This window comes from Mesomycoplasma sp. (assembly GCF_056854695.1).
The window spans coordinates 105,642-131,335 of record NZ_JBXGGF010000009.1 but is presented as its reverse complement, the minus strand read 5'-3'; the positions used below and the strand labels follow the sequence as shown (position 1 = coordinate 131,335).

The 25,694-nt window shown below is 26.9% G+C and carries 29 protein-coding genes, 2 tRNA genes and 1 other RNA gene; 17 read left to right on the top strand and 15 right to left on the bottom strand.

The features are described 5' to 3' along the window. Positions 1–40: 40 nt before the first annotated feature. Genes ACJHWB_RS02645 through ACJHWB_RS02615 form a run of 7 tightly spaced genes read left to right on the top strand, consistent with a single transcriptional unit; the run spans position 41 to position 7,919 of the window. Entirely contained in the window at positions 41–2,977 is a 2,937-nt protein-coding gene (locus ACJHWB_RS02645; RefSeq protein WP_483132953.1) for a DUF31 family putative serine protease, read from the top strand. Positions 2,978–2,988: 11 nt separating this feature from the next. Then, positions 2,989–4,077, top strand: coding sequence for a peptide chain release factor 1 (gene prfA, locus ACJHWB_RS02640; RefSeq protein WP_483132952.1), 1,089 nt, complete (start codon positions 2,989–2,991; stop codon positions 4,075–4,077). Further along, complete coding sequence (locus ACJHWB_RS02635) at positions 4,058–4,795, top strand: HemK family protein methyltransferase (RefSeq protein WP_483132951.1); 738 nt, start codon at positions 4,058–4,060, stop codon at positions 4,793–4,795. Before prfA ends, ACJHWB_RS02635 begins: the two co-directional genes overlap by 20 nt. A 58-nt stretch (positions 4,796–4,853) precedes the next feature. Next, positions 4,854–6,257: a glutamate--tRNA ligase gene (gene gltX, locus ACJHWB_RS02630; protein ID WP_483132950.1), complete on the top strand. Its 1,404-nt coding sequence runs from the start codon at positions 4,854–4,856 to the stop codon at positions 6,255–6,257. Then, positions 6,248–6,643, top strand: a complete 396-nt coding sequence (locus ACJHWB_RS02625; protein WP_483132949.1) for a hypothetical protein — start codon at positions 6,248–6,250, stop codon at positions 6,641–6,643. The genes gltX and ACJHWB_RS02625 overlap by 10 nt, the downstream gene beginning before the upstream one ends. Further along, entirely contained in the window at positions 6,644–7,168 is a 525-nt protein-coding gene (locus ACJHWB_RS02620; protein ID WP_483132948.1) for a tRNA (cytidine(34)-2'-O)-methyltransferase, read from the top strand. Then, positions 7,155–7,919, top strand: a complete 765-nt coding sequence (locus ACJHWB_RS02615; RefSeq protein ID WP_483132947.1) for a TrmH family RNA methyltransferase — start codon at positions 7,155–7,157, stop codon at positions 7,917–7,919. Before ACJHWB_RS02620 ends, ACJHWB_RS02615 begins: the two co-directional genes overlap by 14 nt. A 5-nt stretch (positions 7,920–7,924) precedes the next feature. On the opposite strand, the gene ACJHWB_RS02610 is transcribed toward ACJHWB_RS02615, so the two are convergent. Next, a tRNA-Trp gene (locus ACJHWB_RS02610) sits at positions 7,925–7,999 on the bottom strand. Between the two features lie 66 nt (positions 8,000–8,065). Between ACJHWB_RS02610 and ACJHWB_RS02605 the strand changes: the two genes are divergently transcribed. Genes ACJHWB_RS02605 through ACJHWB_RS02595 form a run of 3 tightly spaced genes read left to right on the top strand, consistent with a single transcriptional unit; the run spans position 8,066 to position 10,149 of the window. Continuing rightward, on the top strand, positions 8,066–8,662 hold the full coding sequence (locus ACJHWB_RS02605; protein ID WP_483132946.1) for a chromate transporter: 597 nt from the start codon (positions 8,066–8,068) through the stop codon (positions 8,660–8,662). After that, positions 8,656–9,318, top strand: coding sequence for a chromate transporter (locus ACJHWB_RS02600; RefSeq protein ID WP_483132945.1), 663 nt, complete (start codon positions 8,656–8,658; stop codon positions 9,316–9,318). The genes ACJHWB_RS02605 and ACJHWB_RS02600 overlap by 7 nt, the downstream gene beginning before the upstream one ends. A gap of 3 nt (positions 9,319–9,321) precedes the next feature. Next, a complete protein-coding gene (locus ACJHWB_RS02595) occupies positions 9,322–10,149 on the top strand; it encodes an MAGa7180 family putative nuclease (protein WP_483132944.1) in 828 nt (275 codons plus the stop codon). A 25-nt stretch (positions 10,150–10,174) separates the two neighbouring features. Here the strand turns inward: ACJHWB_RS02595 and ACJHWB_RS02590 are convergent, their stop codons facing one another. From ACJHWB_RS02590 to ACJHWB_RS02525, 14 genes are all read right to left on the bottom strand, one after another. Beyond that, complete coding sequence (locus tag ACJHWB_RS02590) at positions 10,175–10,669, bottom strand: redoxin domain-containing protein (RefSeq protein WP_483132943.1); 495 nt, start codon at positions 10,667–10,669, stop codon at positions 10,175–10,177. Beyond that, a complete protein-coding gene (locus ACJHWB_RS02585) occupies positions 10,669–12,018 on the bottom strand; it encodes a hypothetical protein (protein WP_483132942.1) in 1,350 nt (449 codons plus the stop codon). Before ACJHWB_RS02585 ends, ACJHWB_RS02590 begins: the two co-directional genes overlap by 1 nt. A gap of 144 nt (positions 12,019–12,162) precedes the next feature. Continuing rightward, positions 12,163–12,236, bottom strand: a tRNA-Trp gene (locus ACJHWB_RS02580). A 153-nt stretch (positions 12,237–12,389) separates the two neighbouring features. Then, positions 12,390–13,493: a redox-regulated ATPase YchF gene (gene ychF / locus ACJHWB_RS02575; RefSeq protein WP_483132941.1), complete on the bottom strand. Its 1,104-nt coding sequence runs from the start codon at positions 13,491–13,493 to the stop codon at positions 12,390–12,392. A gap of 8 nt (positions 13,494–13,501) precedes the next feature. Continuing rightward, complete coding sequence (rpsR, locus tag ACJHWB_RS02570; RefSeq protein WP_483132940.1) at positions 13,502–13,768, bottom strand: 30S ribosomal protein S18; 267 nt, start codon at positions 13,766–13,768, stop codon at positions 13,502–13,504. A gap of 23 nt (positions 13,769–13,791) precedes the next feature. After that, on the bottom strand, positions 13,792–14,274 hold the full coding sequence (locus ACJHWB_RS02565; RefSeq protein ID WP_483132939.1) for a single-stranded DNA-binding protein: 483 nt from the start codon (positions 14,272–14,274) through the stop codon (positions 13,792–13,794). A gap of 5 nt (positions 14,275–14,279) precedes the next feature. Next, positions 14,280–14,765 (bottom strand): 30S ribosomal protein S6, encoded by a 486-nt coding sequence (gene rpsF / locus ACJHWB_RS02560; protein ID WP_483132938.1) that lies wholly within the window; start codon positions 14,763–14,765, stop codon positions 14,280–14,282. 110 nt (positions 14,766–14,875) lie between these two features. Next, entirely contained in the window at positions 14,876–15,748 is an 873-nt protein-coding gene (locus tag ACJHWB_RS02555; RefSeq protein ID WP_483132937.1) for a hypothetical protein, read from the bottom strand. Between the two features lie 152 nt (positions 15,749–15,900). Then, positions 15,901–16,294, bottom strand: a transfer-messenger RNA (tmRNA) gene (gene ssrA / locus ACJHWB_RS02550). Positions 16,295–16,368: 74 nt separating this feature from the next. Further along, on the bottom strand, positions 16,369–17,253 hold the full coding sequence (era, locus tag ACJHWB_RS02545; RefSeq protein WP_483132936.1) for a GTPase Era: 885 nt from the start codon (positions 17,251–17,253) through the stop codon (positions 16,369–16,371). 3 nt (positions 17,254–17,256) lie between these two features. Continuing rightward, positions 17,257–17,646, bottom strand: coding sequence for a cytidine deaminase (gene cdd, locus ACJHWB_RS02540; RefSeq protein ID WP_483132935.1), 390 nt, complete (start codon positions 17,644–17,646; stop codon positions 17,257–17,259). Between the two features lie 2 nt (positions 17,647–17,648). Continuing rightward, positions 17,649–18,104: an rRNA maturation RNase YbeY gene (gene ybeY / locus ACJHWB_RS02535; RefSeq protein ID WP_483132934.1), complete on the bottom strand. Its 456-nt coding sequence runs from the start codon at positions 18,102–18,104 to the stop codon at positions 17,649–17,651. Positions 18,105–18,125: 21 nt separating this feature from the next. Then, the gene (locus tag ACJHWB_RS02530) at positions 18,126–18,509 is read right to left on the bottom strand and encodes an MAG1140 family protein (RefSeq protein ID WP_483132933.1); all 384 of its coding nucleotides are present in this window, start codon (positions 18,507–18,509) and stop codon (positions 18,126–18,128) included. After that, positions 18,475–20,517 (bottom strand): Mbov_0121 family peptidase domain-containing ABC transporter, encoded by a 2,043-nt coding sequence (locus ACJHWB_RS02525; protein WP_483132932.1) that lies wholly within the window; start codon positions 20,515–20,517, stop codon positions 18,475–18,477. Before ACJHWB_RS02525 ends, ACJHWB_RS02530 begins: the two co-directional genes overlap by 35 nt. Before the next feature lie 73 nt (positions 20,518–20,590). Between ACJHWB_RS02525 and ACJHWB_RS02520 the strand changes: the two genes are divergently transcribed. Genes ACJHWB_RS02520 through ACJHWB_RS02490 form a run of 7 tightly spaced genes read left to right on the top strand, consistent with a single transcriptional unit; the run spans position 20,591 to position 25,661 of the window. Continuing rightward, complete coding sequence (locus ACJHWB_RS02520) at positions 20,591–21,787, top strand: phosphopentomutase (protein WP_483132931.1); 1,197 nt, start codon at positions 20,591–20,593, stop codon at positions 21,785–21,787. Between the two features lie 12 nt (positions 21,788–21,799). Then, positions 21,800–22,264, top strand: coding sequence for a transcription antitermination factor NusB (locus tag ACJHWB_RS02515; protein ID WP_483132930.1), 465 nt, complete (start codon positions 21,800–21,802; stop codon positions 22,262–22,264). Further along, the gene (locus tag ACJHWB_RS02510) at positions 22,265–22,702 is read left to right on the top strand and encodes a hypothetical protein (RefSeq protein ID WP_483132929.1); all 438 of its coding nucleotides are present in this window, start codon (positions 22,265–22,267) and stop codon (positions 22,700–22,702) included. A 1-nt stretch (position 22,703) separates the two neighbouring features. Further along, the gene (locus tag ACJHWB_RS02505; protein WP_483132928.1) at positions 22,704–23,414 is read left to right on the top strand and encodes a TlyA family RNA methyltransferase; all 711 of its coding nucleotides are present in this window, start codon (positions 22,704–22,706) and stop codon (positions 23,412–23,414) included. Beyond that, entirely contained in the window at positions 23,407–24,549 is a 1,143-nt protein-coding gene (locus ACJHWB_RS02500; protein ID WP_483132927.1) for an aminotransferase class V-fold PLP-dependent enzyme, read from the top strand. The genes ACJHWB_RS02505 and ACJHWB_RS02500 overlap by 8 nt, the downstream gene beginning before the upstream one ends. Continuing rightward, positions 24,542–24,964 (top strand): iron-sulfur cluster assembly scaffold protein, encoded by a 423-nt coding sequence (locus ACJHWB_RS02495; RefSeq protein WP_483132926.1) that lies wholly within the window; start codon positions 24,542–24,544, stop codon positions 24,962–24,964. The genes ACJHWB_RS02500 and ACJHWB_RS02495 overlap by 8 nt, the downstream gene beginning before the upstream one ends. After that, positions 24,948–25,661 carry a pseudouridine synthase gene (locus ACJHWB_RS02490; protein ID WP_483132925.1) on the top strand — a complete coding sequence of 238 codons (714 nt, stop codon included), beginning with the start codon at positions 24,948–24,950 and terminating at the stop codon, positions 25,659–25,661. The genes ACJHWB_RS02495 and ACJHWB_RS02490 overlap by 17 nt, the downstream gene beginning before the upstream one ends. Positions 25,662–25,694: the final 33 nt, after the last annotated feature.

Here is a 25,694-nt window from a genome sequence, read left to right as displayed (position 1 = left end):
ATATAATAAGAAATTTATTTGAAAAAAAGGTTGAAAAATTATGAAAAAATTTATCAAACTATTACCACTAGCACTTACACCATTAACTGTAGTGGCTTGCACCCCTTTTGGTTCCCTCAAAGCGACATTCCCTTTACAGAATCAACCGGTGTTAAATAATCCTATTAACACTCCAATTGATCAGGATCAACCATTAAACTCCATTATTAGTGCTCATTTAAATCCTGCAGCAATTTCATTGCAATTTGGAACTAGTGAAATTACTGCAAGTGCTTTTATTGAAGCTCTTGATAATGTAGCAAAACAAATTGATTCTATAAAATCTAGTTTCAATATAAATAAAAATCAAGACCCAGAAAATATTTTATATTCAGCAATGGTTTGATCTTATGTACCAGGAATAAATTCTGAGAGTTTGAATAACTCTTTTGATTTTAAAGTTGAATTAGTGCCAAAATCAGCGGATGATCATTTCGGAACTATTAAAGTTAAAGTCAAAGCTTTTAGAAAAAATAGCTTAAATAAAGACCAAAACCCTATCCAAGAAAGAATTTTTGTGGTTTCTGGATTTAAGTCCAGCTTTACCGGACATTATTTGTTTAAACAAAGAATTCAAACCGCTTTTAGTAAAATTCAAAATTTACAATTAAAATCCGGTCAACACCTTACTAGTTTAGATCAATTGAACCCTAGCAATTTTTGAAATTACTTTGATATTCCATCTAATTTTGAAATGCTCAATTCAACCCAATTGGTTTCAAAAGCAAATGCTAATATTTTAAAATCAATTCAAAATCCAGAACCATATAAAGAAGATGTGGAAAGCAATCCTATTCGTTTAAAAGCCAAACATTTTTACTATTTAAAAGCTACTTTACTACAAAATTCTTATAATAGCGAAACTAATACTTTTGATGCTTTGTTAACGATTTATCATGATAATTACACCAACTCATCTTCTAAACTTGTTTCTGTCAAATTGCCTAACATTCCAAATAGTAGCGCTAACATTCAGCCATTAATTAGCCAACCTAAATTTTTACTAAAATCTACTTTTTCTAATTTTTTACCAACTTTTTTCACAAGGTCTAATTTTGTAAAAGACAACGAAGATTTAGGAAAATTTATTGATTTAAATGGGTTTAATAAAAATACTATGAATTTACGAATTGTTGATTCATTAGCGAATGATCAAGATGGTAGTTTTTATGTATTAGTATCACCTAAAAATTCACACACTAATTCAAATGGTATAGCCATACCTCAAGTAAATGGTTTAACTCCAGGACAAATTATTAAAGTTTCAGGCTTTAATTCATACAATAAAATTTTTGAAAGTTCTACTTTTACCAATGAAATTGATTATAGTTTTATTGATAAATGATATAAATTACCAGATCAAGCTGATTTAGCAACCAAACTAAAAAATTTATCACTTTCACTAAACTCTAGCACTGATACTTTAATTTGACCATTATTTGGTAAGGCTATTGTTAATTCTGTTCAAAATAGCACCAGTTTATTCAACAACATTGGACAAATCGGGGGTGCTGACAAAAGCGATTATAGTCTTTCATCGCTAGCTGATTTTCAAGTAACTGAGCAAGGAATTAGTTTTTACTTTGCTAACTGATTGGGTGACTATTATAAAATTAATGTTAAATTCAACAATGTAGCCCAACCTAAAAACATAGTTGCTGATTTTGGTAATACTGTTTATTCAACAGAAGAGATTGAAAAAGATTTACGTTCACGTTCACTTGCCATTCAAATTAAAAGTGTTGAAAAGCAACCAGGTAGCAATGAAGTTTCAATTCGTTCTACATCTGGAACAGCTTGGATTTTTGATAGAAAACTTGAACCAGATCCTAAAAATCCAACAAAAATGAAAGGTACAAACACTTATTTTTTAGCAACAAACATGCACGTTGTTGCAGATTTACTCAACAAACCTGATCAAATTTATTCATTTAGCTATTTATTAAATGGTAATACTAAAGATTTTTCAACTTTTAGTTTTGATGATGATAATTTATTTAGACGCTTTGATAGAATTGTTCCAAATCCACTTGATAGCAGTGAATTTTTCCCAGAAGATGGTCTAAAATATGTTAATGATACATCTAAAGAATTTTGAAAAAATTTAAAAATTGATCCAATTGGATTAGATTCACCAGAAAAATCTCAATTTCGTGATATTGCAATTATTGAAGTAACCTTTCCAGATGATCAAGTCATAAAATTACAATCTCGTTCACGAATTGAAAGAGGATTTTTAGATTTTTTTGGAGACCTTTTTGATGATTTGCAGCCAAAAGAGTATGAACAAAAAATTCAAAATATTCCGGATGCAGCGCACTATTATGATAAAAAACCATTACAATTTTTAATTACAAATAAAATTAAATTTGAAGATTTTCATGTTAGTGAAGCAATTAATCCTAAACAATTTAATGCCCAACCAAGATTTAAAGCTATTCCAATTCGAGCCTCTTTAGGTGGGTTTTTAGGTGGACACCGTTGAATTACAGATACCAGAAATGCTTTTATTGGTAATTTAAGCTATAAAAGAGATCGTGATTTTGATAATTATGGAACTAAACAATATCAGTCTGCTCGTTCAATTAGTTTGCCAGGATTAAGAGGTGGTCATGGAATGAGTGGTTCTTTGGTTGTCAATGAATATAATCAAGTTTTAGGAATTTTTTGAGGTGGTGTTTTTCCTGAAACAAGCGCTTCTAGCTCAAAGTTAGTGCGTGGAATTGGTGAATTTGCGCCAATTGGTTTAAAAGTTGATGATAATCCATCTATTTTAGCCAAATGATTAGAACAAACTGAAAATATCACAACTGAACTTGACCAGTATAAAAGTAAAGTTTTTAAACTTGAAGATCCTAAAAAATTAGCTCAAATTAATACTAAAAATCCTTGAATTAGTTTTTCACCAATTGTAACTAAATTAAATAAATTAGTGTAGAAAGGAAACTTATGGAAAAGCAAATGTACAATTCACTTTTGAGCATCAAAGCCAAAAGTGATGAATTAACAAAATTACTATTAGAAAACGAAATTCTTTCAGATATCAAAAAATATACTGAAATAAACAAAGAAATTGCAGCAATTTCCGATATTGTTGAAGCCTTTAATTCTTATCAAGAAAATGAACAAAAATTACAAGAAGCTAAAAAATTATTAGGTGAAAAAGATTTAGAAATTGTTGCACTAGCTAAAGAAGAAATTGCTGAATCAAGTAAAAATTTAGAAATTTTAGAAAAAGAACTCGTAGTTTTAATGTTGCCAAAAGATGAAAATGATGATAAAAATGTTATTATGGAAATTCGTGGGGCTGCAGGTGGTGATGAAGCGAATATTTTTGTAGGTGATTTGTACAAAATGTATTTAAAATGAGCAGAATCAAAACGTTGAGGAATTAAGGTTTTAGATTCTTCTCCTGCAAATAGCGGTGGTTTTACTCAACTAGTTTTTGTTGTTAGTGGCGCAAGTGTTTACTCAAAATTAAAATTTGAAAGTGGGGCTCATAGAGTTCAAAGAGTTCCTGAAACTGAAACAATGGGTAGAATACATACTTCGACAGCAACTGTAACTGTTATGCCAGAAGCTGATGAAAAAATCGATATTCAAATTAACACAAATGATATTAAGGTTGATACTTATCGTTCATCAGGAGCTGGTGGGCAATCTGTTAATACTACAGATAGTGCTGTTCGAATCACTCACATTCCCACAGGGATTGTAGTAACTTCACAAGATGAGCGAAGTCAAATAGCTAATCGAGATGTTGCAATGCGAATTTTGAAAACTAGAATTTATAATTTAGAAGTTGAAAAAAAAATGGCAACCGAATCTGCTTTTCGTAAGCTAGCAGGTAGTGGAGCAAGAGCTGAAAAAATTCGTACTTACAACTATCCGCAGGATAGAGTCACAGATCATCGAATTTCTTTTTCTACTTCATTAAGAAGTGTTATGCAAGGTGGTTTAGACCCTATAATTGATGCTTTATTAGCTGAGGATAGGGCGGAGCGAATTGCAGCAAGCTATGAGCAAAAAAATACATAAAAATCAAGATTTTTTATCTAGAAGACAAGCATTATTAAAAGAAAAACAACGTTATAATTTACCACTTGAAATTAGTGAATCTGAAAATATTAAGCTAGAGCTTGGTTACCCCATTCAAAAAATCATTGGCTATATTGAGATGCAAAATGTGCAAATTTGACTTGATCAAAAAGTTTTTATTCCCCGTTATGAAACAGAGGAATTATTACTTTTGTCTTATGAATTAATAAATAAAAATTCTCAAGTACTTGATATGTGTTGTGGAAGTGGGTTTATTGGAATTGCTATTGCTAAAAACATACAAGCTCAAGTTACATTAGTAGATATTGATATCAGTGCAATAATTCAAACTAAATTTAATGCTAAATGGAATAAAGTAAATCTAGAAGTTATTCAATCAAATTTATTTGAAAACCTAAAATCTAAAAAATATGATTTAATCATTTCGAATCCTCCTTATTTAGAATTGCAAAAACTTGATGATTCAGTAATGAATTTTGAACCCGAAATCGCTCTATTTAGTAGACCTAACTCTTATTCACTCTTAGAACAAATTATTGCTAAAGGTTTTGAGTTTTTAAGTGAGAATGGTTCTATGTTGTTTGAAATTGACTATACTCATCTTAGTTTTTTTGAAAATAAATACCCTGAATTCGAAATTTTAAGAGACATAAATGGCAAAATTCGTTTTGCTCTTTATAGAGCAAATAAAAAATAACTTATTAAATTAAGATGTTTATTTATGTTAGAATTTGATTATTAAAAAAGGAAAATATATGGAAGTTAGAACACGTTATGCACCAAGTCCAACTGGATTTTTACACATTGGTGGGGCACGAACTGCTCTTTTTAACTACTTGTTTGCAAAAAATAAAAATGGAAAGTTTATTTTAAGAATTGAAGATACTGATCAAGCTCGAAATGTCGAAAATGGAGAGAAATCTCAAGTAGAAAATTTGGCTTGATTAGGAATAAACCCAGATGAAATGCCAGGTAAAGGTTCTTATGGACCATACCGACAATCTGAAAAACTTGATCGTTATCAAGAAATTGTAAAAATTTTACTTGAAAAAGGCTTTGCTTATTATGCATATGATAACGAACAAGAATTAGCACAGCAAAAACAAGAACAATTGGATAAAGGTATTTTTAGTTTTCGTTATGATAGGAATTGACTAAAACTTGATGAAAACGAACAAAAACAAAGACATTTGGATAAAAAATATGTGATTCGTTTAGCAATGCCTAAAAATTACGTTTATAGTTGAGATGATTTGGTAAGAGGAAAAATTGAGTTCAATTCAGATAGTATCAGTGATTGAGTTTTAATTAAATCAGATGGTTTCCCCACTTATAATTTTGCAGTTGTAGTTGATGATTTTGATATGAAAATCACACATATTTTTCGTGGTGAAGAACATATTTCGAACACACCAAAACAATTAGCACTTTACGAAATGTTAGAATGAAACAAACCTCAATTCGGACATTTAACAATTATTACTGATAAAAGTGGAAAAAAATTATCTAAACGTGATAATTCTTTATTCCAATTCATAGAAGACTATAAAAATGAAGGCTTTCATCCTAATGCTATTTTTAATTTTTTATCACTTTTAGGTTGAACTAGTGGAACTGAAGAAGAATTTTTTTCTCATCAAAAATTAATTGAAATTTTTGATAGTTCAAGACTTTCTAAAGCACCATCACAATTTGATTTTGAAAAATTAAAATGATTTTCAAAACATTATATTAATCAAATGACTGTTGAAGAATTACAACAAAAACTAAATATTCAAGGCGATGAAAATTGAGCAGCTACATTTATAGATACTTTTCAAAAAAGTGCCATTACTTTTCAAGATTTTTACAAAAATTTAGATTTTTTTATAAATCCGATAGAAGAGATTCCTCATGAAATAGAACAACTTTTAGCAACTATAACAAATGAATCTTTAATTACTTATATTGCTAAAAATTTAGATTTTAAAATATGAAGTAAAGATCAGATTTTAGAAACCATTAAAGCAGCTGGTGAACATTTTGCACTTAAAGGAAAAAGTTTATTATTACCAATTAGGTTAGTAACTACCTGATCACAACAAGGTCCAGATTTATCTACAGCAATTTGATTATTAGGGCCAAAAGTTATAAGTAAAAGGTTGGCAAAATGGTTGTAAATTTTTATTCAAAAATTTTATCTGATAAGGAAAATCAAAACATTGTTAGCTTTACAGCTCCACTAATTTTTAGTGAAGAAATTATTGAGGATTTACCTACAGATGTTTATGAATGTGTTAATCCTGAAAATAATGAAAACATTCGTATTGAAGTTGTAAATGCACAATTAGTCACTGTTTTTTCTGGTTCTTCTACATTATTTTTTGAACTTAATAAACAAATTGATAATTTATATGTAAAAATTGAACAAGAAATGCGTATTCAAACTCATTTAACAAATTTGGTGTATGAGAAAGAAAAACAATTGGAATTACAATATGATTTGTATTACCAAAATACACAACTTATAGGTAGTTATGTTGTTAAAATGGAGATAAGTGAATAAATGATTCATATTGTTTTGTTTCAACCTGAAATCAGCCCTAACACTGGTAATATAATTAGATCTTGTTTTGCTACAAGAGCAAAATTACATATTATCAAGCCTATTGCTTTTGAATTGGAACCTAAATATTTAAAAAGAGCTGCTGCTGGTAAATTGTTGTCTGATATTGAGTTTGAAGTTCATTCAAGCTATGAGCATTTTGTTCAAAAATACGGGGATCAAAATATTTTTTATATTAGTAGATACGGACAAAAAAGTCATAGTGATGTCGATTTTGCAGATAACTATAAAAAAAATAAAGATATTTTTTTTCTTTTTGGAACCGAATCAACCGGAATTCCTAAATCTATTTTGAGACCAAATCTGAGTAAGTGTTTAAGAATTCCGATGTACTCAGAATGTCGTTCACTAAATTTAGCTAACACAGTAGTAATTTTACTCTATGAAGTACTACGGCAATTAAACTATGAAGGTTTATCAACCTTGGAAGTTCAAAAAGGTTATGATTTCATTGAAAAAGATTAATTCATTGGCAAATTTAGAGGTTAAATTTGCAATAAAATTACAAGAAAAAAAATATCGTTATTTACATAAAATGTTTTTAGTTCAAGGTTGAAAAGAAATCGAGCTTGCCAGTCAATCAAATTTGCTTTTAAAAGTTTTTGTTTTAGAAGCTGATGTCGAAAAAGTAAATAAAATGAATGTTGAAATTAATGTGGTTTCTGAATCAGTTTTGAATAAAATATCTCCACTAAATGTTAAGTCAAAAATTGTTGGAATAGCATCTATGCCTTTTTTGAAAAATTTAAATTATTTCCTTAAAAGTGAAAAACTTGTTTTATTAGACAACATCCAAGATCCTGGAAATTTAGGAACCATTATTCGTCTTTGTAGATCGTTTGGTTTTGATTTAGTTTATTCGGGTGTGGATTTATATAATTCAAAGGTTATATCTGCAACAAAAGGTTCTATTTTTTTTACCAATATTTTACGGCTTAATAATTTAAAAGAATTTTTTATTCAAAAAAAACATGAACAAAAAATTATTGGTGCAATAGTTGATTTAAATGCTAGTTTTTTACATAATTTCAAAGTAAAAAATGAACAAAAATATGCTTTAGTTTTTGGAAATGAAGGGAATGGAATTAGCAAAGAAATTCAAAAATATTTAGATTCAAAATTATTTATTAAAATTGATTTTGAATCATTAAATATCGCTACTGCAGTTGCTATATTTGCAAATCATTTTGTAAATATAACTGAAAAAAGGCAATAAAAAAATGGCAGAGGTGATAGGAGTCGAACCCACAACATACGGGGTTGAAGCCCGTTGTTCTACCATTGAACTACACCTCTACACTAAGCTAATATTATAGCAAAAAAATATTTTTTTTTAAGTTTAAAGTAAAATTATTGATGAAAATGAATTCGATAAAAACAAATAATAGTAAATTAAAGCATTTTTTCATTGTTTTATGATTTGTTGTGAAATTATCACTAATATCATTTGGTGGTGGAAATGCTATGATGCCAATTGCTTATCAACAAGCAGTTGAGAAAAAACAGTGACTAGAAAAAAATGAATTTGATGATGTTGTTGTAATGGCAAATTTACTACCAGGACCATCATCACTTCAAGTATTGGCCTATATATCTATAAAAGAGTTAGGTAAGTGGTTGGGGATATTTGCTTGCTTATTAGCTTTTATTCCACATGTAATTTTATCTTTATTATTACTTTATCTAGTTCAATTGATTCCTCAAAAATACTTATTAGTAGCTAATATTGGTATTATTAGCACAATTATAGGGATTTTAATTGGTTTTAGTGTAAATTATTTTAAAAGTAGTTATAAAAGTTTGTCTGCTCCGATATTTTATGCGATTTTAATTTGCACTTTTTGTTATTGTTTTTTTGTTCCATCACCTTACAATTTATCTTTAATTGCATTATTAGCATTAATTTTTATTTATAGTATCTACTATTGAATTAAAAAACGCAGAGGTAACAAATGTTAGTTGTTGCCATTTTAATTTCAATTTTTATTATTTTTTTGCTAGGCTTATTGGTTTTTGGTGGTGGACAAGTTTTTATACCTTTTTTTACTTGATTTTGAAATTTGTTACCCAGTTTTGGGGTTTCAATTAGTCAACAAGATATTCAAACAATTTTTATTGTTGGAAATTCAACTCCAGGAGTCTTGTCATTAAAGTTTGCAGCAGCTACAGGTCTAATCATTTCTAAGTTCCAATGATGAGGTTGATTAATAGCTATTTTATTTTATTTAGTTTTTACTCTTCCAGCTATTTTGTTAGTTGTGGTTTGAAATAAAAATAAAATAAAAAATAAAGGAAAAACAAGTGTATTTTGGGTACAATTAATAAATTTATTTCGACCAGCTATTTTAGGTATTATAATAGCGCTTGTAGTGTCTTTGTTTATTAATCTTGTTATGATTCAACATGTTTTTAACACAAGTCATGGATACATTTTTATTAACAATGATACAGAAAGAATTAGTTTTTTTTCAGGTATTCGATATTGATTATTAATTTTGTTTGTTCCTATTTGAGTAAGTATTTCTACAATTTTGTACCTAAAAAAAATTAATATTTTTTATATTTTAATAGGAGGTCTTTCAACGGCAATGATTATTTTTGCTCCTTGAATTTAAATTATGTATAAAACTAGAAAATTTTACAATAATGTTGATTATTTTATTGATTGGGAAAATAAGGTAGTTAGACTCAATGATAATTTTCATAAAAAATTGTTAAACAAAGAATTTGCTTTTCAAACAGGATTTAAAAAAATAGGTGGTTCAACAATAGGTGAAGTTTTAGGGGTGGATGACTATTCTACTCCATTTAGAGCTTTTATTAAAATAGCAAAACTAGATATGCCTATTTTGGATACAAAATATGTTGATGCAGGTCAAGCTATAGAACCCTTAGTTGTAGAAGCTATTAAACTTAAGACAGGTTATAATGTAGAGGTCTTTCCACCAGCTAAATATAACTATGATTATTTTAAAGATGATCCAATAATAGGGGGAATCCCCGATGGTTATATTGAAGCAATCAATACAATTATTGAGATTAAAACTACAGGTGAAAAAAATCTAGAAAAATGGGGAAGCAAAGGTGAGAATTTGCCTTCTAAATATTTGAAGCAAGCGCAATTGTATTCTTATTTGAAAAAAACTAACAAATTTGTTATAGTTGCAACTTTTTTAAAAGAAGAAGATTATATTAATCCTTCACAATATCCTATTAAACAAAGAAAAATAAAATCTTATTCATTCAATGTGGATAATACTCAAGTAGAAGATGATATTGCAAAAATTAAACAATGATACCACAAACACACTCAGTCAGGTATTTCTCCTGAATTTGATCCTAAACTCGATGGAGAAATTTTAGAATATTTGTCTTGTGAAAATCAAGAACAGTGAAAAGAACTTTACGATAAGTGAATTTCTAAAATTAATAAAAAAACATCCTAAAATAAGGATGTTTTTTATATTTGTTTTATTTTGAATATTTTTTAATTAGATTTTTTAAGTTATTAAAGTCAATTTGTTCATGAACATCATCGTTTGGTTCAACTTCCAAGACAGTACCATTTGCATCCAAAATAATAAAACCACGATTTAATAAAAAAATTTGATCGATTAAAAAACCACTTTTATTACCAAAATCACGCAAACGATAATCTGAGAAAAATTCCATATTTTCTCCTTCATGGGACTGTGCTCATTCACTCAAAGCTGATGGTAAGTCAAGTGATATAGAAATAAATCGAATATCTTTGTATTGTCTTGATAATTCTATTACCTCTGTGGTTTGTAGATCACAAACCTTTGTATTAATAGATGGGAAAATAGAAATAACAGTAGTCTTTTGAAAGTTATCTAATTTAACTGGTTCGAAAGCTAAATTTGTAACTTCAAATTGTAGTTTGTCACCAACTGAAATTAAATTAGAAGTTAATTTATATTCTTTGTTTTTAAATTTAGTTGTCATTAGTTGAGTATCCTTTTAATTTTTTTAATTACTTTATTTATTTTCATGTTACCATTTGAAACAAAAATAGAGACATAAAAAGTCTTGTCAATGTTGCTATTTACTAGAAAGATTTTATTATTTGCTGTTTGAAATTCGAATTCAATAACTTGATCTTGATTTTCAAGTATTTTAACTTCTTTTTGCTTAGTTTTTATCCCATTAATTTTTAATATTTTATATTGTATTTCCATTATACTTTTTGTACTTTGAAAATGAATTACCTCAACAAATGGGATTGGTTTTCATTTTGAAATAATTCTATTTAAATCTAATAAATTTTTTTGTTGACTTGCAAAATAATTCAATATTTCTAGCATTAACAAAGAATAAATTATATTACTTTTATATAAGTTTGTTTGAGGTAAAAAAGAAATTTCACCATTAATGTTTACAAATAAACATATAAATTTGTCTAAATCAATGTACTTAGGGTTTTCATTACTATAAATAATTTTTTCATTCATTTTAGCTAAAAATTCGAAATCAATTTCAGAAATAATTAAAATTCTTTTTTCAGTTTTAAGAACAAATAAATAATAATAAATTATTAAAAACAGACTTTCAGCCCAATTTATTTTTTCAAAACTTTTATTTGTTTTTGAATAAATATTAAAATCAGAATCTATAAGTGTATTAAATTTTTTTTGTCAAAAAATTCTAGTTAATTTAACAAAAAAATCATAACTTAAAATGGTTTTCAAGTCAAAATTTATATTTAATTCAATATCTTTTCAAGAAAAAGCACCCTTTTTATCTTGTAAAAAAGCAATTTTTAGGTTTTGGTTATTGGTATTTTCTAACAAAAAATATTTTTTTAAATTTTCCACAATAGAAGATTTAAAAAAATTTATTTCAACTTCATTTAATTGAGTTAAACCAGATTTTAAACTTGTCAATTTTGTAATGTTTTTTCAATCAGATTCAATTAATCCTTTAAAATCGTTGTCTCAAATATATAATCTTAATTTGGTATTATTTGATTCATTTAGGTATAAAAAATAATCAAATCTCTGAAAATTATCAAGAGCTTCTAATGCAAATAAATCTAGTTGAAAATTTCTGCCATGAACAAATTGGTTTTGAAAAACTTGAACTCTCCATAAATCTAGTGTGCTTGCTATTAATCCCATTTTAGATTGAAGAAATTGAGTGTTGCAAGCTACTAAAATTTTTAAAGGTTTATCATTGTATGGATTCCAATAATTGCCTATAGCATTAAACAGAGTAAACAAGTGATGATTATCGTGATCTGAAAAATCTAAATAGCTATAATATCTACTTGAAAAGTGTGAATTAATTGATTTCATTTAAAAAAATTATATAAAAAAATACAAAAAAAAGCTCTAAATGAGCTTTTTTGTTTTATATATTTGTATTTCTAAATAATATAAAATTAAAACAATAATTAAAGTATGTAAGGCAAACATGTAATTATTAATTAAATAATAAAGTGGCGGGGGTTAAAGGATTCGAACCTTCACTAACGGGTTTGGAGTCCGTGGTACTGCCATTATACTAAACCCCCTCAAAAATTTATTTGCAAATTATACTAAACAATTTTAATTATAGTGTATTTTGTAAATGAATTTGTAAATATAATATAAAAAGTATTATTATCTTGCAAATAAATATATAAATTAAAAAACCAATAGTAATATCTATTGGTTTTTTAATTTAATTAGTTATTTATTCTGAAGTGACAAATATCACCATCTTTAATAATGTATGTTTTACCTTCTACTTTGAGTTTACCATTATCCTTGGCACCCTTTTCGCCACCATAGTTGATAAAATCAAAGTAATCAATCACTTCAACTCGAATAAATTTTTTTTCAAAATCGCTATGAATTACAGCGCTACATTGTGGTGCGAAAGAACCCATTTTAAATACTCATGAACGAACTTCTTTTACACCTGCTGTAAAAAAAGTTCCTAAGTTTAGTAGTTTAAATGTGCTATAAACCAAACGATCCAAACTAGAATCTTCTAATCCTAGTTCAGAAAGAAAAATCTGTTTTTCATTTTCATCAAACGAACTTATTTGTTGTTCGAAAGCAACACTAATCGGGATTGCTTGGTTTCCTTCTTGTTCAGCAATTTTTTGCAAATGTTTTCAATGTGGATTGGATTCAAGATTTGTTAAACTATTTTGATCAACATTACCAACATATAAAACAGGTTTGATAGTAAGTAATTGTCATGAAGACAAAATTAATTTTTCTTCATTTGTATAGTCTAAAGATCTAGCAGCCAAACCTTTTTGAAAGTGGCTCTGCAATTTTTTTGCAAGTTCAGCTTCGAGTTTTAATTTCTTGTCAGTACTGTTTTGTGCTTTTTTTTCAACTCTTTTTAAAACATTTTCAACTACTGATAAATCTGACAAAATTAATTCATAATTAATGACTTCAACATCATCAACTGGATTAACTTGTTGATTAACGTGAATTATTTTTGAGTCTTCAAAACATCTAACAACATGGACTAAACAATCAACATCGCGAACATTGGATAAAAATTTGTTTCCAAGACCTTCACCACTTGCAGCACCTTTTATAAGACCTGCAATATCAACAAAGCTAAATGTAGAATAAACGATTTTTTCAGGATTTACTATTTTGGCAATTTCGCCTAATCTTTTATCCGCAATTTCTACAACAGCAGTGTTTGGTTCGATAGTGGCAAAAGGGTAATTTGCCACTTCTACATTTAAATTTGTTAAAGCACTAAAAAGAGATGATTTACCAACATTAGGTAAACCAATAATTCCAGCTTTTAAAGCCATAATTTTAATTAAAGGCTAGCTTTTGGACGCTCACCACCACGAATTCTTTCTGCAACAAAAGGAATTAAAGCAATCATTCTTGCTCTTTTAATAGCAAGAGCTAATTTTCTTTGATGTTTTGCGCAAGTACCTGAAATTCTAGTAGGTTGAATTTTACCAAAACCATTAATAAATTTAGAAATTAATTCAATGTTTTTGTAATCAATGTAATTCAAACCTGTTTCACAAAATTGGCAAGGTCTTTTTTTAAATTTTTTCTTTAACTTTCTGTTCATTTTTCCTCTTTTAATTATGTTTATTAAATATCATCTAAATCTCAACCTGAAAGTAAATCATCTGATTCGGTTTGAGTTGATGCAATATGTGATGATTCTTGGGTGTTTTGGGGATCTCCAAAACTAGGTTGACTAGAATTGGAACCTTCTCCATTAATTTGTTGTTGGCGTTTTTGAAATTGTTCTTTAGTTTCAAGTGTTTCAAAACTATCTAATTGTACATCAAAGCTAGTTACTAAATTGCCCTCATTGTTTTGATATCTATTGGTTTGTAAACTACCTTCAATAAGTAGTGGACTACCTTTGCAAACAAGTTTTTCCAGATTAATAGCATTTTGTCTTCAAGCGACAATTGGAATATAATCTGTTATTTGATCACCATTTTGTGAGCTATATTTTCTTGAAATTGCAAGAGTGAAGCGAGTATAGGCAATGTTGGTTTTAGTGTAAGTAACTTGAATATTAGAAGTTAAACGACCAACTAAAATTACATTATTTAAATTCATAAAATTTATTCTGAATCAATAGTTTTAGATTCTTTTTTTTCAGTTTTTACTGATTTTGAACTAGATGAAACTTTACCTTCAATAATTTTATTTTCACTTTTGTTAACGAAACGGCGATATGTGCGTTTTTCACCTTGTTCATTTTTGTCAGTTTTTGGGTATGATCTAAATTTTTCAGGTCTTTGTGGACGTGCTTTTACAACTTTATTTAGACCTTTTTCGTTATCTAAATTGATAACTAAATAACGTCATACAGTTTTTTCAATATTTAATCTACGTGAAAATTCACTAATTAAATTTGGTTCTGAATTAACTAACATAAGAACAAATGTAGCAGTTTTAGATTTGTTAATTTGGTATGCTAAATTTGTTCTTTCCAATTTTTCTAATTTTTCAATTTTTGCTTTAGTAAAAACAGAAGTGCTAATTTTTTCAACTACACTAATTTCCGCTTTAGGGTCTAAAACAAACATAACTTCATATTTTGGCATATTTCTCCTTTTGGACATTTGGGTTTAGTTTTAGTAAATTAAACCAAGGAATTAATAAAAAATAATAAAAATAATTATACTATTATAATACATTTTTTACAAAATGAATATTATTGTGAATTTAAAATTTTAACAATAATGCTAATTAGTTCTTTTGTGCTCATTTCTTTGTAGCTTGAAATCTCTAATTTTTCAGCTAATCTATAAAGTTCTGTAATTGATAAAGCACTAACTTTGTTGAAAATTTGTTCTTCTTTTTTATTTGTAAATTGGCTATTTGATGAAGGATTTTTTTGTTCTTTTGAATCATTTGTATTGGAATTTTGGGTTGTGTGTGTTGTGTTAGTTGAGTTTGAATTTTGACTAAAAGAACCAAACTGTCCAAAAATATTCATAAAAGCATTATATTGTTCAGGGTTTTTCTTAATTTCTTCCATTTGCTTTTCTATTTGTTCAGAGTTATATGAGATACGAAATTCATTACGAATCTTTGAAACTTGTCTTAACAAAAAAGGAAACAATAATAATGAATGAATAAGTAAAAAACTTGTAACAATAGTTAATCAATCATATAAACCTTGATCAATTTTATTTCCATCATTGCCTGGTAAAATAATATCACTTAGAGCGTAAATTGCAATTCCTATAGAAAAAATGTGAGCAAGAATCGTTGGAATAAAAGCGTTTTGCCCTATTAAAATAAATGATTTATTTTTGTAGGACTGAAACACAGAAACTATAAAATTAATGACAGAAAATAAAAGTAAAATAACAGATAATACCCCCCCTGTTGGTAAAAATCCAGTTTTTTGGCTAGTATTATTTCAATTTAAAATTATCACTTGAATAGTGATTAATATTAAACTAAATACCAAAGCTGCTAAATATGAAAATATTCATAAACGATATTGTTTTTTTTCATTTTTTCATAACTCACTTACTGTTGGTTTTTTTTCAAAATGTAGTGGGTTGTTGGGAATCATGCTATCTCCTTTACACTAACTTCTACAATAAAGTTACAATTATTTTACCAAAACACAATTAAAAATAGTTAAATTTAGCACTCTAATTTTATATTTGCCAATTTTAATAATAAAATTAAAAAAACACTAGGGATTACCTAGTGTTTTTTATATGGTGGAGATGCGGGGAGTCGAACCCCGGTCCACATGCATCAGTGAATAATAGTCTACAGTTTATTAGTTTTTTAATAACAATTAATTTTTTAAAAACTACAAAATCAAATTAATTGTGCTATTTTAATTTAATTGATAAATAAATAGCAAATTTTATCAATCAACTTGTTTATAACAAACAATCCACACAAGTTTAGGTTGTTTGACTAGCTCGAAATATATTTAATTAAAAAGCGTAAGCTAGGTTTGTGTTTGAGTTAGCTAATAAGTTAACATCGAAGTTAAATTCGTTAGCTGATTCTTTTTTGTTTGCATTTAGAATTTTATAGTATTTAGGTTTACAACACCACTGCCTACTATTCCTTAAGCACCTGTCAAAGCCAGTACACCCCCATTTATTATTTTGTGATTTTATCATATTTTTTTTAATTTGTTAGCAAAATAATTATAAACCTTAAGTCTCTAGGTTAATAACCAAGTTTTTTAATTTTTGATTCATTTGTAAATCAATTGTTGTTAATTTTCACCTTGTTTTTTAGAACTATTTTAGTATTTAAAAGAGATTCTGTTTCTTTACGAGCACCGGTTCCTATTTTTTCTAGCATTTTACCCCCATTGCCTATAACTATTGGTAAGTGTGATTTTCTGGCAACATAAATAATTGCTTCAATTTCAATAAATTTTTCATTTTCTTCACTAAAGTTTTCAATCACAACGGCACATTGATGCGGAATTTCTTCTTTGAGGTTAAGTAGTAAGTGTTTTCTAATTATTTCTTTGACAAAAAATCTAGTAGATTGATTGGTTGTCAAATCTTCTTCATAAAAAAAATTACTTTCATAAGCAAATTCTTCAATTTTGTTAATTAAATCGCTTTTTGCAACTTTGTATTCTGTAGAATAACCCATAACAACTTCAAAACCTAATTTTTTCAGATTTTGAGCTTGAATATTTATTTGTTGATCATCGCTTTCTAAATCTAATTTTGTTAAAATTCCAATTTTATTTTTAAAATTTACAATAGATTGGAATAACTCTTTAGTTGTTTCGTTTATTTTTTTATTAACAGGGTGTAAAAATAAAATTAAATCAATTCCTTCAAGCGCTTCTAACACATTTTTATTTAATACGTCACTAAATTTATTAATTTTTTTGTGAAAACCAGGTGTATCAACAAAAACAATTTGAAGATCATCCTTTGTGTAAATTCCGTTAATTTGATCACGAGTGGTTTGAGCTTTTGGACTAACAATAGAAATAGGGTAATTAACTATTGAATTTACCAAAGAAGATTTACCGCTATTTGGTAATCCTATAATTGAAACAAAGCAGGTTCTAGTTTTTCTATTCATAATTTAAAAAAAATCTTTATTAAAACCAAAAGGTAAAAAATTTTTTAAAGTACTTTGCTTCATTTCTCCGGTTTTTTTGTACATGAAAATAGGAGTGCTATCGTCTAAAAATTCAGATAGTACCTGCAAACAACCACCACAAGGAACAATAAAAAAATCGCTATTTGATAAGATGTGCACTTCTTTAAAATCTCCTGGTTTTTTTCCAAATGCAACAGCACTAAAAATAGCAACTCTTTCAGCGCACATTCCAGAAGGATAAGCGGCATTTTCAACATTAACACCTTTTCAGTTGTTGTTTTCATTATCAATAATTATTGATGAAACTGGAAAATTAGAGTAAGGAGCATAAGCGTTTTTTTGTAAATTTTCTAATATTTCTAAATATTTCATAATTACCTACTTATTTGTAATTGTTGCATAATGTTTTCAATTTTATTGTGCATTTCTATTTCTTCATTAGGTTTTATGTGATCATAACCTAAAAGGTGAAACACACTATGAGCAAACATATAACAAAATTCTCGTTTATTGCTGTGTCCAAATGTTTTTGCTTGCTCATAAATTTGGGAAGGGCACATTAAAATTTCTCCTATAAAAAAGGTTTTTTCTTCATAATTGAAAAGTTGAATTTTCGAAGGGAATGAAAGTACATCGGCGATGTAATCCTTGTTTTTAAATTCTAAACAGTTTGCACGCATTTCTTCCCTTTCAATCAAAGTAAGATCAATAGAAAAATTGTAGTTTAATCTTTCCAAAAGTGCAATTAAGTTTAAAATTTGCTTAAATTCCTTTAGATACCTTAGTTTATTTTGGGTATTATTTAAATAATTTAAATTAGTTGTTATCATTCAACTTAAAATTGTATATTTTTAATTAAAAAAAATGCTAAAAAAATTTTTTTCCTCGCCTAAAATTAATTTTCCAGCAACTTGAGTTAAAGGTTTTAAGACAGGCGATTTGCTAAACTCTATTTCAAAGATATTTTGTTTAATATTAGAAATTTTAATTATTTCTAAGCGAATTGTTTGAAAATTAAAAGTAAAACTTGCATAATCACCTTTTTTAATTTGATAATAAATGTTAGAATCTACTAGAGTTGTAAATTTGCCCTTTTTATCAACAATAATTGGGACATCAATTATTTTTTTTGTTTTAATTTGCAAAAACAAGTAAATTGAACCAGCAAGAATTACCACTAATAAAACACTAATTAATAAACTAAAAAAGTTTTTTTGATAAAGTTTTAATATCAATGACTTCCCCTTTTTTTGAAATAAATTTTTTAGAGTGAGATACTTCAACAATTATTGCTTCATTTTGGTAAGTCAAAATAATTTTTTTAAGTATCTCAAAATTATCACTATCTATATTTTCAAAAGCTTCATCAAGCAAAATTAGGTCAAATTCTTGAGTTAAAAGTTTTAATAAATTAATAATTTGTTTTTGTCCACTTGAAAAATTAGAACCATTATTAACAAACAAGGTTTCCGGATTAATTTGCCATTTTGTAAAATAATTCTGCAAGTCAAAACGTTGTACATTGGTCAAAAATGTTTTAAGTTTTTCAGGTTGGTTATTAGTGATAAAAGAAAAAACACTTATACTTGGAAAATATTGTTCATTTTTAATATAACAAATTCTATTTCTTAATAAATTTATGTCATAGTAATTTAAATCTAAATTGTTAATCATTATTTGACCACCATATTCTAGTTCTTGGTTTAAAAGTTTTAAAAATGTAGATTTTCCAACACCATTTTTACCTACTATTTGTATATCTCTATCAATTAAAAATTTTTTTATATGAAGTAAGTTAGGTTTACCGTTATAGGCAATGTTTATATTTTGAAATTTTATGTCACTAATTTTTTCGTGATAATTGCCACTTTTTTCTTTTTCAATATTTAATACATAATTTAAAAGTTCAACTTCTTTTAAAAAAATAGGAAGGCTTGTAATTATTTCAACAAAAGATGTTAATGGATTAATAAAAAAATTAAAAAAACTCAAAAATAGCAATAAATCTCCAATTTTTAGTTGTTTTTCAAAAATTCAAAAAGATGAAATAAAAACAATAGCAATTGGCGCCAGACTAAATAAAAAATTATTAAAAGCAGATAAAAATGTTTGTCTTTTTCACATTGAATATTCAGCCTCTTTGTATTTATAATATTTTTCATCAAATTGCTTTTTCAAATTTTTAAAAACATCTTCTTTTTTTAAATCAACAATTGAAAAAATTAAATCATGTGTTGAAGTTAGGTTGTCCAATTGTTTTTCAATAAGCACTTGTTGTTTTTTATTTAAATTTTTGCGCGCAAAAGCAGCAACAATTACATAAATAACACTAATACTAATTATTAAAATAAACATCTTTCAATCGATTCAAAGAAGAATTAAAAAGGAAATTGCAAAAGATGTAACTTCATTAAAAATGTGATAATAAAAATTCGCAGTAAAAGAAGCGAAACTAGGAATCAGGTTTATCCTTCTAATATAATCATGGTTATCTAGTTTTAAAAGTTGGAAATTTTTACCATTTTTTAGGGCAAGAAAAAATCTATCAAAAACATCTTTTTCAACTGCTAATTCAATTTTGTGCATGTAAATTTTTTTAAATGTTTCTTGAATAATTCGTCAAACAATAATTCAAACAAAGAAAAGAGACACTTTTATCAAAAGTGAAATATCTTTTTGAGGAAACACTTTATCAATAACTGTTCTTAAAAAAAGAGCAGAGATAAAATTCGTGATAGCTATTAAAAATACTAAAAAAATTAAATATCAATTACTTTTAGTTTCAAGAAAAAATCACAAATTAAATCAGCTTCTTTTTTCACTTTTTTTGTTGTATGTTATATCTTTTTGACAAAAAATAGCAACATTTTGAAATAACTTTTCCATTTCCAAGTACGATATTTTGGTTTTTCCTTTTAAAGGGTCCATTAAATAAAAAAATTTTTTAGTTATTTTAGTTACTAAAACATAGTGGTTAAATTTTCCTGCATTAATTAAAATAATTACAGGTTGAGATATGTTTATTGTTTTTAAATTTTCAAAAGAACCGCCATATGAATCTAAAATTAATCCAAAATTTTTTCCTAATTTTTCTAAATTTGCAATATTAATTCCATCATGAGAATAAAATGCTTCATTTTTTAAAACATTTATTGACAGAGTTTTTTTATAAAAAAAGTGATAGACAGATTGTAAAACCGCTAACCCACAATCTTTCAAATCTTTTTGCTTATATGTCTTCATTTGCTAAAATTTAGTAAAATTGAGGTAAATAGACAAAAAATAATACTAAAAAAGGAAAAAACAAGCAAAAAATATGAAAAGTTCAAAATTTAATAGAATTTTTTTAATAGTTACTGATTCATTAGGAATTGGGGATGATGGTCGTCAAAAAGAATTTAATGATGTAGGAGCAAATACTTTTTTAAGCGCTTCTAAAACAGGTTTGCTGAATATTCCTTTTTGAAAAAAAATGGGTATTTCAAATATTGCTAAGATAGAGCCACAAACAAAAAAAAATAAGGAACCTTTAGCATATGTTTCAAAAATTATTGCAAAATCTAATGCAAAAGACACATTAGCTGGCCATTGAGAAATGATGGGTATCTTTACAGAAAAGCCTAATCCCAATTTTGACAACGGATTTCCACAAGAATTAATCACTAAACTTGAGGAAGCTTTTGATGGCCGTAAAATTATAGGTAATAAGTCTATTAGTGGAACCGTAATTTTAAAAGAGTTAGGAAACCAAGAAATTAATGAAAATAAAATAATAGTTTATACATCACCAGACTCAACATTGCAAATTTGTGGTCATGAAGAAAAAATGGGTCTTGAAAATCTTTATCGTTATGCTAAAGCTGCTCGACAAATATGTTCCTCTCGTTCAGAATGAAATGTTTCACGTGTAATTGCAAGACCATATATTGGATACAATGGTGATTTCACAAGAACATTCAATCGACACGATTACGCCAATATACCGCCTAGAACAATGTTGAATAAATTACAAGAAGCTGGAGTCAATATTGTTGCTGTTGGAAAAATTAATGATATTTTTGTTGGTCAAGGTATTAATGAGGTGTTTGGACCTGCGAGCGATAATGAAAATATGGATATTGCAATTGATAGAGCTACCAAGGACACAAAAAACGAATTAATTTTTGTCAACTTGGTGGAGTTTGATTCGAGTTATGGTCATCGCCGAAATCCAGATGGTTACGCAGAAAATTTAAATGATTTTGATATAAAATTAGCTAAATTAGTTAACGCTTTAAAAGAAGATGACTTATTGATTATTACGTCTGATCATGGAAACGATCCTATGTTTCCTGGGACAAATCACACAAGAGAAGCTTTACCACTTACAATCTTTTCTAAATTATTTGTTGATTCAAAAAAAAATTTAAAAGATAACATAGATTCTTTAGCTACTGTGGGAAATATTATTGCAAGAAATTTTGGAGTAGAATTATCTGATATTGGTGAAGATATTTTTGATGAATTAAATTAACTGGATTTTGTTATGACTAAAGAAAGAAATAAAAAACCTATAATACCTCATATTCAAAGAACAGATATGATTGGATTGATTTATTCATTTGAGTTAATGAATGAACAACTTGATGTTAATGAATTATTTTTAAAATACCCTGATTTAGATGCAAAAATGCTTGAAATGTTGGGTTTTATAGCTAAAAACTATAATTTTTTTAAAAGAAATATTGAAAAAGAATTTAATTTAAACTGAAATTGAGCAAGAACATTGCCGCTTTTAAAATCAATTTTAATTTTTGGTTGTGCCGAACTATTTTTTTTAGCTCACCAAATTGTAATAAATGAAATGATTGAAATTACTAAATTATTTATTTTAGACAGTGATAAAGAGCACAAATTTGTTAATGCTATTTTACAAAAAGTTTACTTAAAACTTTCCCAACAAGGATTTTTTAAAGAAAAAACAAACTATAACGATTTACTTGAGATTTAAATGACTAATAAACCATACAAAAATCAATTAATTTATGAATTAAGCAATCAAAAAATTTCATTTCAAACTTACAAAGGCAATCTAGGGAAAGACTTTATTTATGTTTTGCTTGAAATTTCAAAAATTTTTAAATTTCAAATAGAGTATTGGAAACTAGTTAAATTAGAAATTAGTTTAGTTCGTAATATCGAAAATCTCAAACATTGAAAAAAAGTTTTTTATAAATTTGCGTTTATATCTTTTGATTGTTTTTTTTGAGAAAATATTGCAACTTTTTTATATTGTAGTTGAGTTATTAAAAAAATTAAGATTAATAATTTTTTATCTTTTTATGAACAAAAACGAAGAAATGCGTTTAACAAAATTACAGTTTCTTTAATGAATGAAGAAAATGATTTTAATATTAAGGTTTTGGCAATGCTAAAAAAGTGAAAATAAGATGACTTTAAAAAATAAATTAATTTCCCAAGGTTTTGATAATGCTGAATCATTAATTCGTTCTGGAAAAGTACAAGTGAATAGTGAAGTTGTATTTTTGCCACATGTCAAAATAAAAGAAACAGACAATATTAGAGTAGAACAAGAAAAAGAATTTGTATCAAGAGGAGCGTATAAATTATTAGCTGCAATTAAAGAATTTAAACTCAATTTTAAGGACAAAGTTGTTTTGGATATAGGTTCTTCCACAGGCGGTTTTACTCAAGTTTGCTTATTAAATGGAGCCAAAATTGTTTATGCTTTAGATTCAGGCACTAATCAGCTTGATTATAAATTAAGAATTCATGACAATGTTAGGGTTATGGAAAAAACAAATATTAAAAATGTTAATCCTACTTTTTTTGAACATCCAATTGATGTAATTGTTTGTGATGTGTCTTTTATTAGCTTGAATTATGTCGCACCAGTTGCTGCTACTTTACTAAAAGCTAAATCTGATTTTGTTGTTTTATTTAAACCACAATTTGAAGCTAGTTCAAAATATGTGGGAAAAGGCGGTTATGTTGATTTACAATACCATGATTTCTTAATTAATCGTTTTTTAAACTTTGCAAAGGAAAATTTTAATTTTATTGGTAAAATAGAATCGCCTATAACAGGTAAAAAATCTAAAAATATAGAATATATTCTCTACTTTCAAAAAAATGAATAATTTAAAATTACAATTCCCACTTTTAAGTAAAAACACTTATTTAGATTCAGCGGCGATGATGCAAAAACCACAGTCTGTTATTTCATCTATTATTGATTTTTACACAAAATTTGCAACCAATAGTCACTCGATTAATTCGGATTTGGGCTTTATAAATCAAAGCAAAATTAATGCAATTAGAGATAAATGCGCAAAATTAATTGAAGCTTCAAGTGATGAAATTATTTTTACATCAGGAACTACTAATTCAATAAATTTGTTTGTACAAATGTTTCAAGATTTTATTCAACCAGGGGACGAAATTTTAGTTTCCTACTTGAATCACTCATCAAATTTAACGCCTTGATTACATTGAGCAAAAATTAAAGGTGCAAAAATAGTTTATACCATAGATTTTATTAATCAAATTAATAGTAAAACAAAAATTATTGCTTTTTCACAAGTGAATAATTCATTACAAATTAGTTTAAATTTAGAGAGTATTTGAAAAAAAGCTGAAGAATTTAATGCAATTATTGTCAATGATGCCACTCAAGCTATTAGTGTGGAAAAAGTTAGTTTGAAATTAGCTCATGTAATTACGTTTAGCACAAATAAGTTTTTTGGCCCAACAGGTTTAGGTGTTCTAGCTATTAAAAAAAATTTTTTAAACTTGTTAAGACCAACCACTTTTGGAGGTGGTGCAACATCTATCATTAATTTTGAGCTTGATTTTTCCAAAGGTTTACAGGCTTTTGAACCCGGAACACCTAATTTAGCAGGACTTTGAGGTTTTGATGCAGCATTAGATTTTTTTAACCAATTAGAATATGCTAAAATTCAAGAAAAATTAAAAAAAATAAGTAATTATGCATTTTTAAAATTATCAGAAATTGACAATATAAAAATTTATTCTAAGCCATTTGATCACATTATTTTATTTAATATCGAAGGTTTTTCAGCCCAGGACATCGCTTCTGCACTAGGTCATGAAAATATTTATGTTCGAAGTGGTAATTTTTGTGTACCTTTAATTTCGAATGTTCTAAATGAACAAAGTTTTGTTAGAATTTCTTTGGCTATTTATAATGATTATGAAGATATTGATAAACTTATTAAATTTTTAAAAAGAAAGGATTTTTTTAGCTTTGTATAGTGATTTTAGCACCCGTCGAACTATAATTAGCCAAGCTGCACAAAAATTTGCGCAAAAAAAAGGTCTTTGTAAATCTAATTATTTACATCGTAATAGTTTTTGTGATGATAAATTACAACTAGATTTGCAAATCATTAAACAAAAAATTACTAAAATTGATTTTTGTGCTTCAGGTTGTGCGTTAATTTTAGCTAGTTGTCATATTTTAGAAAATGTTTTATTAAATAAAGATATTTCTGAAATCACAAATTTTATTGGGAAATTTAAAAATATGTTGCAAAATCAAGAAATTGACTTAGTTTTGGGAGATCTAAATGCTTTTGTTAACACAAAAAATCATTTAAATCGATTGACTTGTGTTAAATTACCACTTGAAGCTTTGGAGATAGAAATATTAAATGAAAGTAAAAAGTAAAATTCATAAATTAATATCACAAAGTGGGTTTTGCTCACGAAGAGCAGCTGAAAAATTAATTGAGCAAAAAAGAGTGGTTGTCAATGGTCAAGTCGCACAAATTGGTCAACTTGTAGATGAAGATGCAACTATTGAAATAGATGGTATTTTTCTAAAAAAAGAAGAAAAAAAATTTTATTATTTATTAAACAAGCCAAAAGAATGTTTAACAACTTGTAAAGATAATTTTGGTAGAAAAACTGTTATAGATTTTTTTAATCAAAGTCAACGTTTATATCCTGTGGGTCGTTTGGACTTTAATACAACAGGTGTGCTGTTAATTACAAATGATGGAGACTTGACTAGTTATTTATTGCACCCTAAAAATGAAATTGAGAGAGTATATGTTGCGAAAGTGGATTTTACACTTTCTGAATCAGAACTAGAATTTTTAAATTCTAATAGCGTTTTTGTAGATCAAAAAAAATCAAAGCAAATTGTTAGGCAACTAAGTAGTCGGAAGTATGTTGTAACCTTATGAAGGGGGACAAATCATCATGTGAAAAAACTTTTTGAACTCGTTCACAAAAAAGTTATTGGTTTAGATAGGGTAGGATTTGCTGGTTTAGGTGTTGGTAATTTAAAACAAGGACAATATCGAAAATTATTACCTAGTGAAATACAAATGTTAAAAAATAAAAAAATGCTTTCTAAATAATGTTTGTGTAGTTACTACGACTCAATCTATCAA